Raw genomic sequence first — 15175 nt, 5'->3', positions numbered from 1 at the left:
GTAATACCGGTATTTAGAGGAGTTAAAAAAACGCAAATAATTAAAAAAATATTAATTACAACTCTTTATTAACCAATTAATTAAGCTTATTTTGTTACTTTAGTAAAGCGAATGGATTATAATTAAAATAAATCCTTATGATTACTGATCACAATTCAATCAACTGGAAAAAAATTTTTTATTTTAAAAATATTATTTTAAATTTAGTAGGAGTAGCCTTGATAACTCTAGCATTAAAGGGGTTTATGATACCTAATAAATTTTTAGATGGCGGTATAATTGGTATTGCAATTTTAGTTCATGAAATTACCAAGTGGCCTTTTGGGATTTTAGTATTAGTATTTAATATTCCTTTTTTGTTTATCGGCAAGCAAATGTTGGGTAAAACTTTTGCTATACAAAGTTTGCTTACTTTTTTATTAATTGCTTTTAGTATGACTTTTTTTAATGTTGCTCCTGTCACGTCAGATCCACTATTGATTGCTTTATTTGGTGGTTGTCTTATTGGTGTTGGCATGGGATTGTGTATTCGTAGTGGTTCGACAGCTGATGGCGTAGAAATAATAGCATTATTGACAACTAAAAAAATTGGTCTCAATGTATCAGAGGTTATTTTCGCCATGAATACGTTATTGTTTCTCGCAGCTGCATGGTCTTTTGGTATTTCTACGGCATTGTATTCTATCGTAACTTATTTTTCAGCTGTAAAGTCTCTAGACTATATTTCTCACGGATTAGAGCAGTACACTTCATTGCATATCATCTCTTCCAAAAGTGAATTAATTAAATCGTTAATCGTACAAAAGCTAGGAAAAGGAATTACTATTATCAAGGGGGAAAGAGGCTATTTACCAGATAATTTCGAGGTCAAAAAAGATTGTGATATCATTGTTACCGTAGTTACCCGACTCGAGCTTTTGCGAATCAAGGAGGAAATTAGTAAACTAGATCCCCATGCATTTATGTTTATTCAATACATTAAAGAGGCTAGTGGTGGAATTTTAAGGAACGGTAATAAACATGACTAGTAAACCAGAATGTTGTGTTTTTAGGAACTCATTTCGCATTTTAAAAAGCAGGAAGAAGTGGGAATTATATAAAATGTTTAAAACTGGAGCCGAAATAAAATTCATAATTTTATAAAAAACAATAAATATGATACCAACGAAAGGATACGCAGTAAAAGATTCTAAAGCAGATTTAGCTCCTTGGAACTTTGAAAGACGTGAGGTAGGACCGCACGATGTTCAATTTGACATTCAGTTTTGTGGTGTCTGTCATAGTGATCTTCACCAAATAAAAGACGATTGGGGAGGAGCTATTTACCCGATGGTTCCTGGTCATGAAATTGTAGGGAAAGTGATAAAAGTAGGCAGCCATGTCAAAAAGTTTCAAATTGGAGATTTAGCAGGTACGGGTTGCTTGGTAGACTCATGTAGAACATGCGAAAACTGTCAGGAGGGATTAGAGCAGTTTTGTTTAAATGGTAGTACGGCAACCTATAATGCTATAGGACAAGATGGAAAAACACCTACTTATGGCGGCTATTCTAACACGATCGTGGTACATGAGGATTTTGTATTATGCGTTTCTGAAAAATTAGATTTAGCCGCTGTAGCACCGTTGCTTTGTGCTGGGATAACAACCTATTCCCCACTGAAGCATTGGAAGGTAGGAAAAGGTCATAAACTGGCTGTTTTAGGATTAGGAGGCTTAGGACACATGGCAGTTAAATTTGGTGTTGCATTCGGTGCTGAAGTTACCGTTTTGAGTACGTCTCCAGAAAAAGAAGCAGACGCAAAAAAACTCGGGGCCCATAAGTTCATTGTAACCACAGATGAAGAACAACTAAAAAGTGCTACTGGATATTTTGATTTTATTCTTGATACCGTTTCTGCACCGCATGATTTGAATTTATATTTGTCCTTATTAAGAGTAAATGGCGTACATATTTGTGTGGGCGTACCGCCAACACCTTATGAGATTCATGCTTTTAGCTTAATTGGTGGTAGAAAAAGTCTAGCAGGCTCTTTGATTGGCGGTTTGCCTGAAACTCAGGAAATGCTTGATTACTGCGCTGAGAACGGAATTGTTTCAGAAATTGAAATGATTGATATCAAAAATATTAATGATGCTTACAATCGTATGATAAAAGGGGATGTACGGTATCGCTTTGTGATTGATATGGCGACCTTGTAATAGAAATTAGTTATGTAGTATCAAAACCCTATCATTTATAACTGATTTGGATTTTTTTATGTCACATCCCTTAAATTCTCTACTACGGGTGAAAACTAATAGAACTACTTAAACTGAATTTATTTTTTTTGCCATAGCAGTAAAAAGTAAATTCGAAATTTGAGATTCCATAATGGTTTAGTAGTAGCGGATAATTCAATATTAAAACGTGTACGGATAAGTAGGTTAGACAATAGCAGTCTGGGGCCAATTTTGATTAATTAGTGCTATAAAAAAAACGCTGCAATTGCTTACAGCGTTTTAGTGGGGAGAGTAGGATTCGAACCTACGAAGTTTACACAGCAGATTTACAGTCTGCCCTCGTTGGCCGCTTGAGTATCTCCCCAAGACTCAATAAGCATTGCTTATTGTGCTAACCGGGTGCAAATATAGAAACAGTTTTGAAGTTTCCAAACTAAATTTGCACTTAATTTCAGTATTATTTTTAATGTATTGGTATTGAATAAAATAAAAAAATCTCCACTAGGGAGATTTTTTTCATTTCTACTAAAGAAGCCGTTTATTTTGCTAAAAGTTCTACTATTTTAGCTCTAAGAGCATCGCCTCTCAAATCTTTTGCGACTACATGTCCTGAAGCATCTAAAATAAAAGTAGCAGGAATAGATTCCACTTTGTATTGTGCTGCGATGGGTTCATCCCAAAACTTTAAATTTGAAACTTGATTCCAAGTTAATTTATCTTTTGCAATTGCTTCTTTCCAAGCTTTGGCATCTTTATCTAAAGATACGCCTATAATGTTCAGCCCTTTACTGTGTAATTCTTTGTAAAGCGCTACAACATTTGGATTTTCTTGACGACAAGGACCACACCAAGATGCCCAGAAATCAATTATTGTTACCTTACCTAAACTTTCTTTTAAAGAAATTATTTTCCCTTCTGGATTAGGAGCGGAAAAATCTGCTCTTCATTTACCGTCCGTTGTTGGGGCAGTTGCTCCAACAGCCGCAGGTGCTTTGATTTCAGCTAGTTTGGTTTTGATGGCTAAGCCTGGTTTAGTCTTTTTCAATGACTCCTCTAATCCGTTGTATAATTTTTCAGATTTTGCAACATCAGCCGTTGGGTCATTTAACATTCCTTGAATAATCAAAGCAGAAATGAATGATTTTGGATGTGTTTCAGCGTAAGTAACATATTTTGCTTTTGAAGCTACACCAACTTCTTCTTGAATCTTTGCAAATTCTTTCATCAAACCATTGATAACAACAGTATCTTTAGTTTGTTGTGCAGCATTCATAGCTTCCATGTTTTTATTTTGAAAATCCATCAGTTTCTTTTGAACTTTAGTGATTTCCTCATTGAAAGTTACATACTCATCATTATTATACGTTCCTGATACTTTCGATTTTTGAATACTATCTTTATTAATAGCAATAGTTACTTCGCCATTTTCTAATATAAAAGGTATTTTAGCTTGTGCTCCCTCTAATTGAATGGTGTAAAATGAAGGTTCAGTAATTGTTCCTTTCATTTCAAATTTCCCATTTTCAACTTTTACAGTATCTTTTGGTAAGATCATTCCAGTTGCATCTTGTGTTTCTAAGATAATTGTTTTACCATTTTCAATTCCTGTTGCAGTTCCCGAAATGATGTACTCGTCTTTGCCAACTTTGCTACAAGAAATTAAAACAACAGTTGCCGAAAGTAATAGAATTATTTTTTTCATTATTAATTAGTTAATTGAGTTAAGTCTGCAAAAGTATTTAAAAAATATAAAATATAATTCATTTTAGAACCTAAATTTTTGTTATAATTTACAATTAATTATGTATTGTTTGAAATGAATTGATTAGGCCGTTTTAGGCGCTAATAGTTGTTAGCTGTAACCTTTACAGCGGATGCCAATGGTAGCAGTTACGTTTTTTAACGCAGCAATAAAAAACATTTAAAAATGAAAAATGAATCTGTTTTGGTGTGATTTAACCATTGTTAAGTCGGTAAAAAAAAATATTTTTTTTATGAGGTTCAAAAATAGTGATACGGAAATATTTTAAAATCTTGTCGTACTATGATTTGAAGTATAAATCCTTTAAAATGTGATAATAGAAGAAAAGAAGTGTTTTGAAACCAAAAAAGCACCCTTGTTAAGGATGCTTTAAAATTTTATGTGGTAAAAAATTAATCTTGATTGATTGTTTTTCTCCAAGTAAACGAATTCAGAATGTGTCTTTTTGCAAATCTTCCAGGAGAATCCGCGTTGACCATTTTTACGTAAGTTGCTTTAGGGACACTAATGTATTCATAAACACTACCGTTTGAGAAATTGATGATTAATCTTCCTTCAACAAACTTATAGTCTGAGATTGTTGATGTAGAAATGGTTTCAGTATATTCTGGTAAGTTTGCTTTTATAGTCTCAGGATTGATACTTACCAAAAAGTGATACGCTTCAATAATTTTTTTACTATTTTCTTCAGCAGCTTTTAATCCAGCTTCATCACCCGAAAATTTGTCGGGATGCGCTTCCTTCATCGCATTACGATAAATCGTTTTCAAATCTTTTAGCTCTGCAGTTTTGTCTACATTCAGCAGTTTGCGGTATTCAACTATTTTTTTCATAAATAAGGTAACTACTTGTCTTTTACTATAAAATCAATATAATTTGATTTCAAAATCGACAAATTTTTTGCAAAGGTACACTTTTTTTTATTTTTTTGGTTTCACACCAATAAATTTTAAAAAAAAAGTACTTTTTACCGTTCCTGTTTAAAAAATTTAAAAGCTAAAATCAACTATTGCTGTGGCTTGTTATTTGCTTTATCGAAGTTTTTTGATTTTTTTGGATATTTGTTGTAACTGATATCACTTGGATTTTCAATGATTGATTTTATAGTGATATAATCTCCAACAGCATGTTTTTGTGCCATTTTATAATCTAAAAGATACACACCACAAAAAAAGTTGTTATTTTCATCTTTTTCCATAATTCCGGTGTAAATACCTTTTTGTAACATTCTTTCTTCAGAAGCTTTAGTCATAATCCGTTTATTTTAGTAATTCTAGTGGGCAAAGTTAATCAAATATAGTTTGTCTTTCTACGATTTGGACTTTCTGATTATCTTTGCCACATGGAAAAAATTTTTCGGCCAAACCCTAATTCCTTCAAAAATACTTTCTGCGTTTTTGATGAAGTGTCCGTTGATGCTATTAGCGGATTGAAAATTCAGTATGACAGCAAATCGGGAAGTAAGTATTATTACACTAAAACAGGAATGTTTCGCCTGTCCAATCATTGGGGACGATTAGCAAACAGCAAATGGCGTCTTGAACCATTAAATCCAACAACTCTTTCTAAAATTAAATTAGGTTTCGCCCCTTGGGACCACTTTTATCCAGATAATGCTTTGGAAGAACTCTACTATTTACAAGTAAATTTCTCAAATAAAACCGTTAATTATCAGCATAAAAATAATCCAGATTATGATAAAAAAGCAATTTTGAGAACTGGTTTTGAGACTACTAAGCGCATCAAACAAGTTCGAAATTTACTTACTTTAACTTCATGGGCCCGATATTTTGATTGTGATGATATTGCCCTTTTGAGACAACAAATCATCAATGAACTCGTCTATACCACTAAAACATTAGAAGAAATAAAAAAAGAATTTCACTGATGTTATTTCTTACACTATCACTTAATATTTTTTGTGAGGCTTCATTGTGTTCTTTTTTTAATCATTTGAAGCAATTAATACCAAATCATTGACAGTAATAGGCTTGGAGATGTATCCTAAAATATTTTCGTACGACTTTGATTTGTTTTTATCTTCAACGGCAATTGAGGAACTGACAATATAGACGACGATTTCTTTATTCAATTTAGGTTTTATAAGTGCCATTGCTTCCATAAATTCCCATCCATCCATTATAGGCATATTGATATCTAATAAAACAATGTCTGGAAGTTCGTCATTAGTTGCTGCAGCTCGTTGCAAGTTGTTAATAGCGTCTTTTCCATTTTTGAAAGAGGAAATCGCCGAAAACATTTCTGACCTTTGAATTATTTTGTTCACTATAATTTGGTAAATGGCATCATCGTCAACTATCCAGATTGCTTTTTTTGTCATTGAATATAAATTTTAAATGTAGTTCCAACATTCGGTTCGCTTTCTACGGTAATATTTCCTCCCATAGCATCAATTTGATTTTTGGTGATAAATAATCCAATTCCTTTGGAATCAGAATTGTTCGTGAAAGTTTTGTACATCCCAAAAATTTTGTCCGCATTTCTCACAAGATCAATACCTATGCCATTATCTGAAATTTGAAGGACTTTCCTCCCGTTATCAACTGCTAAAGAAATGTTTATGCAGGGTTTACGAGAAGGATGCCTGTACCGAATTGAGTTTGAAATGATGTTATAAAGTATACTTTCCAGATAAGCTGGGTTATAATTAATGAAGGTATCCTCAGGTATATCAGTACTTATAGTTACTTTATTAATGGTGATTTGTTCAGAAAGCACATTTTTAACCGTTGTTATATAGTTTCCTAGATTCAAAGATTCTGATACTAGTCCAATATTATTCCTGATATTTATTACTTCATTTAAATGAACCATGGTTTCGTTGAGAGAACAGGAAACAGTTTTTAATAATTGCATCATTTGTTCTCTTTCTTCTTCAGATGTAGAGGATTCAATCAAAGAAACGATAGAGGCAATATTGCTAGTATGTGATCTTAAATTATGGGAAACAATATAGGAAAAATTCAGTAATCTTTTATTTTGCTCGGTGACCATAGTAAAGGAAGTATTCAGCTCTTTTTCCGCTTCTTTAGTTTTCGTTATGTCAATCATAATACCACGTAAGCTAACCGCTTTGTCATTTTCTATTACTACGTTTACGATGTCTCTGAGCCAAACAATCGAACAGTCTTTGGCAACCATTCGATATTCAAAATCATGGTTTAAATTTTGTTCTGTTTTCAGTTTGCAATAATTCCGAACCCTTTCTAGGTCTTCCGAGTAGATATGATCCTGCCAAAATGTAGGTTCTGCAAGCCATTCCTCAGGCGTATATCCTAATATAGTTTCTACCTTTCTGCTTATAAAATTAAACGAAAAGCTTTTAGCATCGCATTCCCAAACTATTCCGTCAATGGTATTAATTAAAGATTCTACTCTTTGTTTTGTGTCAAGGATAATTTTTTCGCTGGCAATGCGCTCTGTAATATCTTCTGTAGAAACAATGATTCGCTCCAATGATTTTTCATAACCACGGATTGTATTCCATCTTAAATTTACATCTATATTTTCACCTTTTGAATTTTGTACGATGGAATCAATAAAAACTTGTTTTTGGCCTTGCGTAATCGCTACTACTATTTCTACAAAAGCCTTTGCAAAGTCGCAATTTATTAATTTTGGATAGTTAGCGGCTATTTGCTCTTTGGTTTCAACCTGATATAGCTTTAGGCACGAATTATTAACAGCAATAATTTTAACTAAAGAAATACATTTCACCAAAACTTTAGGATGTTTATTAAAGTAGTTAGAAACTATTTCTGGTGCTTTGTTGATCAGATTTAGTTCTTGTAAATAATTTTTCACCTCAGAGAAATCTTTTTCCCATAATGGTATTGGCGAATCTTCGAATAAGCTTTTAAAGCGTATTTCACTTTTCTGAATTAGTTTTTCAGCTTCTTTTTTTAGAGTAATATCTTCAACAATAGAGATATGACTTGTCACTTTGTTATTTTTTTTCAGGAGTGGCGATACTGTAAGATTCACCCAAACAATAGCACCCTCTTTTGTAATGTAGCGTTTTTCGAGTGCATACGCTTTTATTTTTCCATTCCGTAATTTATGAAGATTAATCAGATCTTCTTCTAAATCTTCAGGATGGGTTACGGAATGAAAGGTACGATCTTTCATTTCTTTCTGTGAATAACCTAACAATTGGCAATACTGGTTGTTGATTTCAATAAAAGTTCCTGTAAAGGAATCTATATGAGCAATTCCTACCGCTGCTTGATCGAAAATAGCTCCAAATTTTATTTCAGAGTTCAACAGTTTAGTAGCCTGAATGTTTACTAATGATTGCAATTCTTTAGGTATTTTTAAAAGCGTAAATATTAAGACACCAAAAAGTCCGGCGATAATGATTCCAATGATTCCAGGAATTAAAATTTGAGAATACAGATAATTTTGATTTTTATAGATGATGTGTAACTTCCAATTACCATCTGGAATTTTTATTGAAACGTTATATTTATTTTCAAAATCACTTTTATTAGGTAAATAAAAAATTTCTTTCTGCTTTGCGTGATCATATTTTGAAAATTGAAAATAATATTTTGAATCATCTATATTATTGATACCCGATGATTTTAAAAGCGTTTCTAATTTGATTATAACGGCTGAAAAACCCCAAAATTTATTGTTCTTAAAAATTGGAAACCTTCCTACAATTCCCATTCCGCCCTGCTTTAATTTTAAAGGCCCTGCAAAATACATTTTTTGAGTTGCAATTGATTTTAAAGCTTCCTTTTTAAGATAAGGATCCGCTAGAATATTTAAATTCATAGCTGCTTCATTCCCTTTAATGGGATGAACGTATTTTATAATTCCGTTGGGAACTAACTGAACCGCACTGATGATAGCATTTGAGTCCATTAGTGTTTTGCCAACACTGTCAAAATTTTCAGGAATCCCGCTGCTGTTGATCGTTAGTGCTAAAGTCAGGGTGGTGGTGTAACAATTTTTAAGAGATTGTTCAATGTTTTGATGCACGACATGAAGAATCGTGTTCATTTCGTTCTGCTCGTCTTCTTTTATCAATTTATATTGCTGTACTACGATAAAACCGGCAATAAAACTCAAAAATAAGAACGTAATTACTCCCGTTATTTTTGGCCTTTTAAAGAACCATTTGGTCAATTTAGTGTGTTTTTTTTCAGAGTTCATATAGGGAATAATATGTTTTTGATCACTGCATCATTAAAAAAATAAATATATAAAAAAAATGTTCAGGAGGAAACTTTTTTGATATTTAGTTATCTCTTTAATTTTCATTGTTTTACATCATTTTTTCTTGCAACGCCAATAATTATGACCTTTTTAATAGTTTTAGAATTCGAATTTCTTTAAAATCATCTTGAAAAATTAGGAATACACATTCTGATTTGGGGAACGAAAATTGACAATCATAGCTAATGCTATTTAAAAGAACAAATTGTCAAATTAAAAACAACTTGAATTTCAATAAATAACCCGAACTTTGCAGGACATTTTTGAATCAAATAATTGAATTCATAATTTTTTAGCGTAAGACCATGAGTAGAAATAACGAAAGAAATATTAAAAAACACAACGACAAATTGCATAAAGCACAAGATAAAGTAAAGCAAGCGGAAATTGTGCGCAAAGAAAAGTTAAAGCAAATTGTAAAGAAGTTTAATGAAAATAACGCTTCGGAGAACAACTAAAAAGACACATCATGGAAATAAATAAATTTGACCAAGTAAAAAGTGGTGTTCAAGAAATAATTGATTTTATAGCTGAAAAAAATGCCAAAGGAGCCAACAATAAATTAGTTGCAGTTAGCGAAGAACTAGATGAATTGCTGGACTTTGCCGAAGAGGATGAAGACCTGATAGAAATAAGTAGGTATCAAGTTTTGTTAAATCAATTACACCAAAGAATAGTAGGACTCAATGGCCAGGGAACAGGTTCTCTTTAAAAATTTATATGCTAAATAGGAACCAGAATACTTGTTTTTGCGGCTTGGGTAAATCCTATCAGGATTGTTGTGAACCCATTATCAAAGGCATTCAAAAAGCGACAACAGCTGAATTCTTAATGCGTTCTCGCTATGCAGCTTATGTGACGCATCAGGCTGATTATTTGGTGGCAACAACTCATTTTTCCCAAAGAAGTCCCCACTCTAAATCAGAAATTCTAAATTGGGCGAACAGTAATAAATGGCTTCAATTAGAAATTATACACGTCACCGAATATACTGTGGAGTTCAAAGCATACTTTTTGGACACTAAACGCCAGCAGCACATTCATCATGAACTTTCCTCTTTTAAACTTGAAAATGGAAATTGGTTTTATGTGGATGGAGAATTCATTTGATTTTTTGAGATCACGTTACAAAAAGCATTCTTGGTTCCAAAATTCTACCACATAATTCATATTAAAACGCTTTTAACTAAAAATTAATAAACGTTTGTAAAGAGTCATTTGAAAATAATGTAATTTTAACAATATGAAAAATGACAATAGAAAAGGTTTTTATTTCAAGCAATACGAAGCGCCAAATCAATCTCCGTTTGATAAACTTTTTGGGATTTTCAAGGAATTAATCACGCATACCTCTGGAGATTTTGATGAAGCAATCGATTGGTTGCGGGAGTTAGATAAAGAATATAAGTTGACCGATGAAAATTACACCATTGATAATTTTATCGAAGATTTAAAGAAAAAGGGCTATATCCGTGATGAACTTAAAGAAGACGGAAGTTCAGGAATTGGAATTACATCAAAAACAGAGCGGGCCATCCGTCAGCAGGCACTAGACACTATTTTTGGCAATTTAAAGCGCAGTGGCAGTGGCAATCACAAGACCAAACATTCCGGAAATGGTGACGAACATACTGGTGAATTTCGCGAATTTCATTTTGGTGATGGACTAGAGCGAATCTCATTGACTGAAAGTTTGCGTAATGCCCAAATCAATAATGGAGTCGACAGTTTTATGCTGACCGAAAATGATTTGGTTGTTGAAGAAACACAATTTAAATCTCAGATGAGTACCGTCTTGATGATTGATATTAGCCACAGTATGATTTTGTATGGGGAAGACAGAATTACACCAGCTAAAAAAGTGGCAATGGCTCTGGCTGAATTGATTACAACACGTTATCCGAAAGATACTTTAGATATTTTAGTTTTTGGAAATGATGCTTGGACGATTGCTATCAAAGATTTGCCCTATCTAAAAGTGGGACCATTTCACACTAACACGGTCGCAGGCTTACAGCTGGCAATGGACTTACTTCGTCGAAAAAGAAATACCAATAAACAAATATTCATGATTACGGATGGGAAACCAAGTTGCGTTCGGGAAAAGGACGGTTCGTATTATATGAACAGCAATGGTCTGGATGAATATATTGTAGATAAATGCTACAGTCAAGCACAACAAGCCCGAAAGTTACACATCCCGATCACTACTTTTATGATCGCCAATGATCCTTATCTACAGCAGTTTGTTAATAAGTTTACCGAAGCCAATCAAGGAAAAGCGTTCTATACTGGATTGAAAGGTTTGGGCGAAATGATTTTTGAAGATTATGAAACAAATAGAAAGAAGAGAATCAAATAAAGCGGTAGAACGGCTGTAGAATAAAAACAATAAAAAGAATAGGATACTGAATCAAGATAATAGAGAGAGAGCAGGAATACAATTTTTAAGGTAGTCATTCTTTCAATCGTTAAATTTCAAACATGAAAATAGAAAATATAAAAACACTAGGCGAATTAAAAAAAACAGGATACGAAAGCAAAAGCATAAAAGATGAATTGCGTTTAAATCTGAGAGAAAAAATTAAATCAGGGAAACCAACATTTGAAGGCGTTCATGGATTTGAAAATACGGTAATTCCAGAGTTGGAGCGCGCTATTTTATCGCGCCACAACATCAATTTATTGGGACTCCGTGGTCAAGCCAAAACGAGACTGGCACGTAAAATGATCGAGTTGTTAGACGAATACATTCCGTTTGTGACGGGTTCAGAAATTAATGATGATCCTTTGAAACCAATTTCTCGTTTTGCTAAAGACTTAATTGCCGAAAAAGGAGATGAAACTCCCATTTCTTGGCTACACAGAAGCGATCGTTTCTTTGAGAAATTAGCTACTCCAGACGTTACCGTTGCCGATTTAATAGGTGATGTAGACCCTATAAAAGCCGCAAATTTGAAACTTTCCTATGCTGATGATCGAGTGATTCATTTTGGGATGATTCCAAGAGCGAATCGGTGTATTTTTGTAATTAATGAATTACCTGATTTGCAGGCAAGAATCCAAGTTGCTTTGTTTAATATTTTGCAAGAAGGTGATATCCAAATTCGTGGTTTCAAATTAAGAATGCCACTGGACATGCAATTTGTTTTTACGGCTAATCCAGAGGATTATACCAATCGCGGTAGTATTGTGACACCGTTGAAAGACAGAATTGGCTCTCAAATTTTGACACATTATCCAGATACGATCAAAATTGCAAGAACAATTACAGAGCAAGAAGCTAAATTAGATAAAGTACAGAACGAGATGGTTTATGTGCCTTCACTAGCGAGAGATTTATTGGAGCAAATTAGTTTTGAAGCTCGAGAGAGTGAATATATTGACAATAAAAGTGGCGTAAGTGCAAGATTGAGTATTACTGCTTTTGAGAATTTATTAAGCACAGCGGAACGCAGAGCATTGAAATCAGGAGCGGAGCACACTACTTTACGTTTATCTGATTTTATGGGAATTATTCCTGCGATTACCGGAAAAGTAGAATTAGTCTATGAAGGAGAGCAGGAGGGTGCAGCCGTTGTAGCACAGCACTTATTAGGAGATGCAATTCACACCTTTTTTCCGGCTTATTTTCCAAAAATTGAAAAACTGGAAAAGCAAGATGAAAAAACAGCTTACACGGATATCATAGAATGGTTTTTTGCCGAAAGTGGTTTCGAATTATTAGATGATTGTTCCGATGAGGAATATGAAAGAATTTTGGGAAGTATTGTCCCTCTTGAAGTTTTAATCAAGAAATACCAACCTCAACTCGCCAAAGAAGACAAATTTTTCATGAAGGAATTTATACTTTGGGCTTTGGTCGAATACAAAAAACTAAGCAAAGACCGTTTTTCTGAGGGCTACCAGTTTAAAGATATTTACGGAAGTTACATCAGTAAATTATAAACAACCTACGGTTTTTTAACATATAAGTCATTTAAGGAATTGCTATTTTGTAGTTTCTTAAATGACTTATTTGTTTAAAATTAAAATCTTGCTTTTACAATTATACATAGTTTCTCTTCCTTTATTTTATACTTTGGGACGCTTCAAATTCCATCATATTTCCTTTAAATTTATAAATCTCCTTTTATTATTTGTTTATTAAACATATAGACCAATAAACATCTGGATTTGCTATGTTGTTGATAACATGTGTTTTGAGGTACATTTAATTATGTTTGTAGATGTTTTTAAAAAAATAAATACTTACATTTGATAGAGTGTAAAAAATGAAGCATAGTTTTTTAATTAAAAAGTTGACAGCATTTATGTGACTTTCAACTGCGAAGCCGTAAAAGAAATTTTCTATGAATTATTTTTTTAGTAAAATTATCTTTCCCCATTTAATTATTCAGCCATCTTTTCAAAGCAAAGCATAATGAATATTTCAAAAAAAATTTTAGGTATTATCTCAATTATAATTTTAGCATTCTTTTTAATTGCTATGGCTGGATTTGTAATGTTTGCTTAGATTAAGATTTAGAAGTATTTACTTTTTAATGCAGCAATGCGATAGAATTAAACTGAAATTACCTCGATTTTGTTTTTAAATAATCATTTTATTTATTTAAAAAAATGAAACCTTAGCGTTTGTTGAATTTATAATTACTAAAAAAAATTAATGATTGAAAAATTAAAAAGAGCGGAGAACAAAAAGTTATTTTCTAATCTTATATCATTATCATTTTTACATGCAGTTAACTTACTATTACCATTAGTAACATTCCCCTACTTGGTAAGAACACTAGGAATAGAAATTTACGGACTTGTTATTTTTGCACAAGCATTTATTAGCTATTTTTCTGTTATAGCTGAATACGGATTTAATTTTTCCGGAACTAGAGAAATATCACTGACAAAGAATAATATCGAAGAATTAACGACAACTTACAATTCAATTATGACAGCTCGTTTTGTATTAGTTATTTTGTGTTTAATTATAATGGCAGCTGTAGTTTTTAGTTTTGAAAAATTTTCAATTCATTGGGAGTTGTATTTTTTTACCTTCGGTAGTGTCATTGGAACATTTTTATTTCCAACTTGGTTTTTTCAAGGAATGGAAAAGATGAAATACATCACAATTTTATCTGTAATTTCAAAAGTTATTTTTACAATTTCGATTTTTGTATTTGTAAAATCACCAAATGATTATTTATTAGTGCCATTATTAAATTCTGGAGGATCTATTTTTGTAGGGATTATTTCAATGATTTTGATAAATAAAACTTTTAAAGTTCCTTTTAAAATTCAAAATTATAAAAATGTATGGAGGCATGTTCAAGAAGGGTATTATATTTTCATTTCTACAATCTCTACTAGTTTTTACACAACTACGACCACAGTTGTTTTAGGTTTGGTTACTAATACAATGATGGTTGGTTATTATGCAATTGCAGAAAAAGCTTTACGAATAATTGTAGCCATGTTTTCACCCTTTACTCAAACACTTTATCCTCATATTATTCAATTAGTCAGAAAATCATCTGAAGAAACTGTAGTTTTTTTGCAAAGAATTTTAAATTTTACAATTTTCATTTCAATTTTTATATGGATAATCGGAGTCATTTTTGCCGAACCAATTTTTCATTTGTTGTTTAGTCAAAATGTAAATCATTCAATAGTAATATTTAGAATTTTATCTCCTTTAATAGTAATACTGCCTATTGCTTCAATATTATTTAATATTGTATTGTTACCTTTTAAAATGGATAAATATTTTTCTAGAATCTATATGACAGGCGCAATTTTAAATTTGCTTGTCTTGGGAATTTTACTTTTTGGATTCAAACTATCAACTACTGGGGCAGCTATATCTTTATTAATTTGTGAGTTTACTATAACAATTTATGCAGCAATAGTACTTCAAAGAAACAATATAAAAGTATTTACGTTTTATAAATAAAT

General features: G+C 32.2%; 14 protein-coding genes, 1 tRNA gene and 1 pseudogene. 9 read left to right on the top strand and 7 right to left on the bottom strand.

The genetic code is table 11. The features are described 5' to 3' along the window. Positions 1 to 137: 137 nt before the first annotated feature. Both BUA03_RS11080 and BUA03_RS11075 read left to right on the top strand, forming a co-directional pair. Positions 138 to 1028, top strand: a complete 891-nt coding sequence (locus BUA03_RS11080; RefSeq protein ID WP_066076825.1) for a YitT family protein — start codon at positions 138 to 140, stop codon at positions 1026 to 1028. A gap of 127 nt (positions 1029 to 1155) precedes the next feature. Beyond that, positions 1156 to 2199 carry an NAD(P)-dependent alcohol dehydrogenase gene (locus BUA03_RS11075; protein ID WP_066076822.1) on the top strand — a complete coding sequence of 348 codons (1044 nt, stop codon included), beginning with the start codon at positions 1156 to 1158 and terminating at the stop codon, positions 2197 to 2199. Positions 2200 to 2503: 304 nt separating this feature from the next. On the opposite strand, the gene BUA03_RS11070 is transcribed toward BUA03_RS11075, so the two are convergent. The 5 genes and pseudogenes from BUA03_RS11070 to BUA03_RS11050 all read right to left on the bottom strand — a co-directional run bounded on the left by BUA03_RS11070 (position 2504) and on the right by BUA03_RS11050 (position 5234). After that, a tRNA-Tyr gene (locus BUA03_RS11070) sits at positions 2504 to 2584 on the bottom strand. Between the two features lie 174 nt (positions 2585 to 2758). Beyond that, positions 2759 to 3145 (bottom strand): annotated as a pseudogene (locus BUA03_RS11065) (TlpA family protein disulfide reductase); the annotation flags it as partial. Positions 3146 to 3163: 18 nt separating this feature from the next. Further along, entirely contained in the window at positions 3164 to 3922 is a 759-nt protein-coding gene (locus BUA03_RS11060) for a DUF4369 domain-containing protein (RefSeq protein WP_066076816.1), read from the bottom strand. Positions 3923 to 4374: 452 nt separating this feature from the next. Next, entirely contained in the window at positions 4375 to 4815 is a 441-nt protein-coding gene (locus tag BUA03_RS11055) for a KTSC domain-containing protein (RefSeq protein WP_066076813.1), read from the bottom strand. 173 nt (positions 4816 to 4988) lie between these two features. Continuing rightward, positions 4989 to 5234, bottom strand: coding sequence for a hypothetical protein (locus tag BUA03_RS11050; RefSeq protein ID WP_066076810.1), 246 nt, complete (start codon positions 5232 to 5234; stop codon positions 4989 to 4991). A gap of 90 nt (positions 5235 to 5324) precedes the next feature. On the opposite strand from BUA03_RS11050, the gene BUA03_RS11045 reads away from it, so the two are divergent. Then, the gene (locus tag BUA03_RS11045; protein ID WP_066076808.1) at positions 5325 to 5870 is read left to right on the top strand and encodes a hypothetical protein; all 546 of its coding nucleotides are present in this window, start codon (positions 5325 to 5327) and stop codon (positions 5868 to 5870) included. A gap of 57 nt (positions 5871 to 5927) precedes the next feature. Here BUA03_RS11045 and BUA03_RS11040 read toward each other — a convergent pair whose 3' ends face one another. Both BUA03_RS11040 and BUA03_RS11035 read right to left on the bottom strand, forming a co-directional pair. Beyond that, positions 5928 to 6323 carry a response regulator gene (locus tag BUA03_RS11040; protein ID WP_066076805.1) on the bottom strand — a complete coding sequence of 132 codons (396 nt, stop codon included), beginning with the start codon at positions 6321 to 6323 and terminating at the stop codon, positions 5928 to 5930. Next, on the bottom strand, positions 6320 to 9163 hold the full coding sequence (locus BUA03_RS11035; RefSeq protein WP_066076802.1) for a PAS domain S-box protein: 2844 nt from the start codon (positions 9161 to 9163) through the stop codon (positions 6320 to 6322). The genes BUA03_RS11040 and BUA03_RS11035 overlap by 4 nt, the downstream gene beginning before the upstream one ends. A gap of 368 nt (positions 9164 to 9531) precedes the next feature. Here BUA03_RS11035 and BUA03_RS16525 point away from each other — a divergent pair, with 368 nt between their 5' ends. The 6 genes from BUA03_RS16525 to BUA03_RS11010 all read left to right on the top strand — a co-directional run bounded on the left by BUA03_RS16525 (position 9532) and on the right by BUA03_RS11010 (position 15173). Next, on the top strand, positions 9532 to 9684 hold the full coding sequence (locus BUA03_RS16525) for a hypothetical protein (protein WP_139255648.1): 153 nt from the start codon (positions 9532 to 9534) through the stop codon (positions 9682 to 9684). An 11-nt stretch (positions 9685 to 9695) separates the two neighbouring features. Continuing rightward, positions 9696 to 9938: a hypothetical protein gene (locus tag BUA03_RS11030; protein ID WP_066076801.1), complete on the top strand. Its 243-nt coding sequence runs from the start codon at positions 9696 to 9698 to the stop codon at positions 9936 to 9938. Positions 9939 to 9946: 8 nt separating this feature from the next. Next, positions 9947 to 10336 carry a YchJ family protein gene (locus BUA03_RS11025; protein ID WP_066076798.1) on the top strand — a complete coding sequence of 130 codons (390 nt, stop codon included), beginning with the start codon at positions 9947 to 9949 and terminating at the stop codon, positions 10334 to 10336. A 133-nt stretch (positions 10337 to 10469) separates the two neighbouring features. After that, positions 10470 to 11588 carry a vWA domain-containing protein gene (locus BUA03_RS11020; protein ID WP_066076796.1) on the top strand — a complete coding sequence of 373 codons (1119 nt, stop codon included), beginning with the start codon at positions 10470 to 10472 and terminating at the stop codon, positions 11586 to 11588. Positions 11589 to 11710: 122 nt separating this feature from the next. Then, a complete protein-coding gene (locus BUA03_RS11015; RefSeq protein WP_066076793.1) occupies positions 11711 to 13174 on the top strand; it encodes an AAA family ATPase in 1464 nt (487 codons plus the stop codon). A 718-nt stretch (positions 13175 to 13892) separates the two neighbouring features. Then, complete coding sequence (locus tag BUA03_RS11010) at positions 13893 to 15173, top strand: oligosaccharide flippase family protein (RefSeq protein ID WP_066076790.1); 1281 nt, start codon at positions 13893 to 13895, stop codon at positions 15171 to 15173. Positions 15174 to 15175: the final 2 nt, after the last annotated feature.

Source organism: Flavobacterium fryxellicola (genome assembly GCF_900143245.1).
GTDB lineage: Bacteria > Bacteroidota > Bacteroidia > Flavobacteriales > Flavobacteriaceae > Flavobacterium > Flavobacterium fryxellicola.
This window is presented reverse-complemented; position numbering and strand designations above follow the sequence as displayed.

Coding starts and splice junctions, on each gene's coding strand:
- BUA03_RS11030 (WP_066076801.1), top strand. CDS start 9,696: ATGGAAATAAATAAATTTGACCAAGTAAAAAGTGGTGTTCAAGAAATA.
- BUA03_RS16525 (WP_139255648.1), top strand. CDS start 9,532: ATGAGTAGAAATAACGAAAGAAATATTAAAAAACACAACGACAAATTG.
- BUA03_RS11060 (WP_066076816.1), bottom strand. CDS start 3,922: ATGAAAAAAATAATTCTATTACTTTCGGCAACTGTTGTTTTAATTTCT.
- BUA03_RS11040 (WP_066076805.1), bottom strand. CDS start 6,323: ATGACAAAAAAAGCAATCTGGATAGTTGACGATGATGCCATTTACCAA.
- BUA03_RS11035 (WP_066076802.1), bottom strand. CDS start 9,163: ATGAACTCTGAAAAAAAACACACTAAATTGACCAAATGGTTCTTTAAA.
- BUA03_RS11055 (WP_066076813.1), bottom strand. CDS start 4,815: ATGAAAAAAATAGTTGAATACCGCAAACTGCTGAATGTAGACAAAACT.
- BUA03_RS11025 (WP_066076798.1), top strand. CDS start 9,947: ATGCTAAATAGGAACCAGAATACTTGTTTTTGCGGCTTGGGTAAATCC.
- BUA03_RS11010 (WP_066076790.1), top strand. CDS start 13,893: ATGATTGAAAAATTAAAAAGAGCGGAGAACAAAAAGTTATTTTCTAAT.
- BUA03_RS11075 (WP_066076822.1), top strand. CDS start 1,156: ATGATACCAACGAAAGGATACGCAGTAAAAGATTCTAAAGCAGATTTA.
- BUA03_RS11015 (WP_066076793.1), top strand. CDS start 11,711: ATGAAAATAGAAAATATAAAAACACTAGGCGAATTAAAAAAAACAGGA.
- BUA03_RS11080 (WP_066076825.1), top strand. CDS start 138: ATGATTACTGATCACAATTCAATCAACTGGAAAAAAATTTTTTATTTT.
- BUA03_RS11050 (WP_066076810.1), bottom strand. CDS start 5,234: ATGACTAAAGCTTCTGAAGAAAGAATGTTACAAAAAGGTATTTACACC.
- BUA03_RS11045 (WP_066076808.1), top strand. CDS start 5,325: ATGGAAAAAATTTTTCGGCCAAACCCTAATTCCTTCAAAAATACTTTC.
- BUA03_RS11020 (WP_066076796.1), top strand. CDS start 10,470: ATGAAAAATGACAATAGAAAAGGTTTTTATTTCAAGCAATACGAAGCG.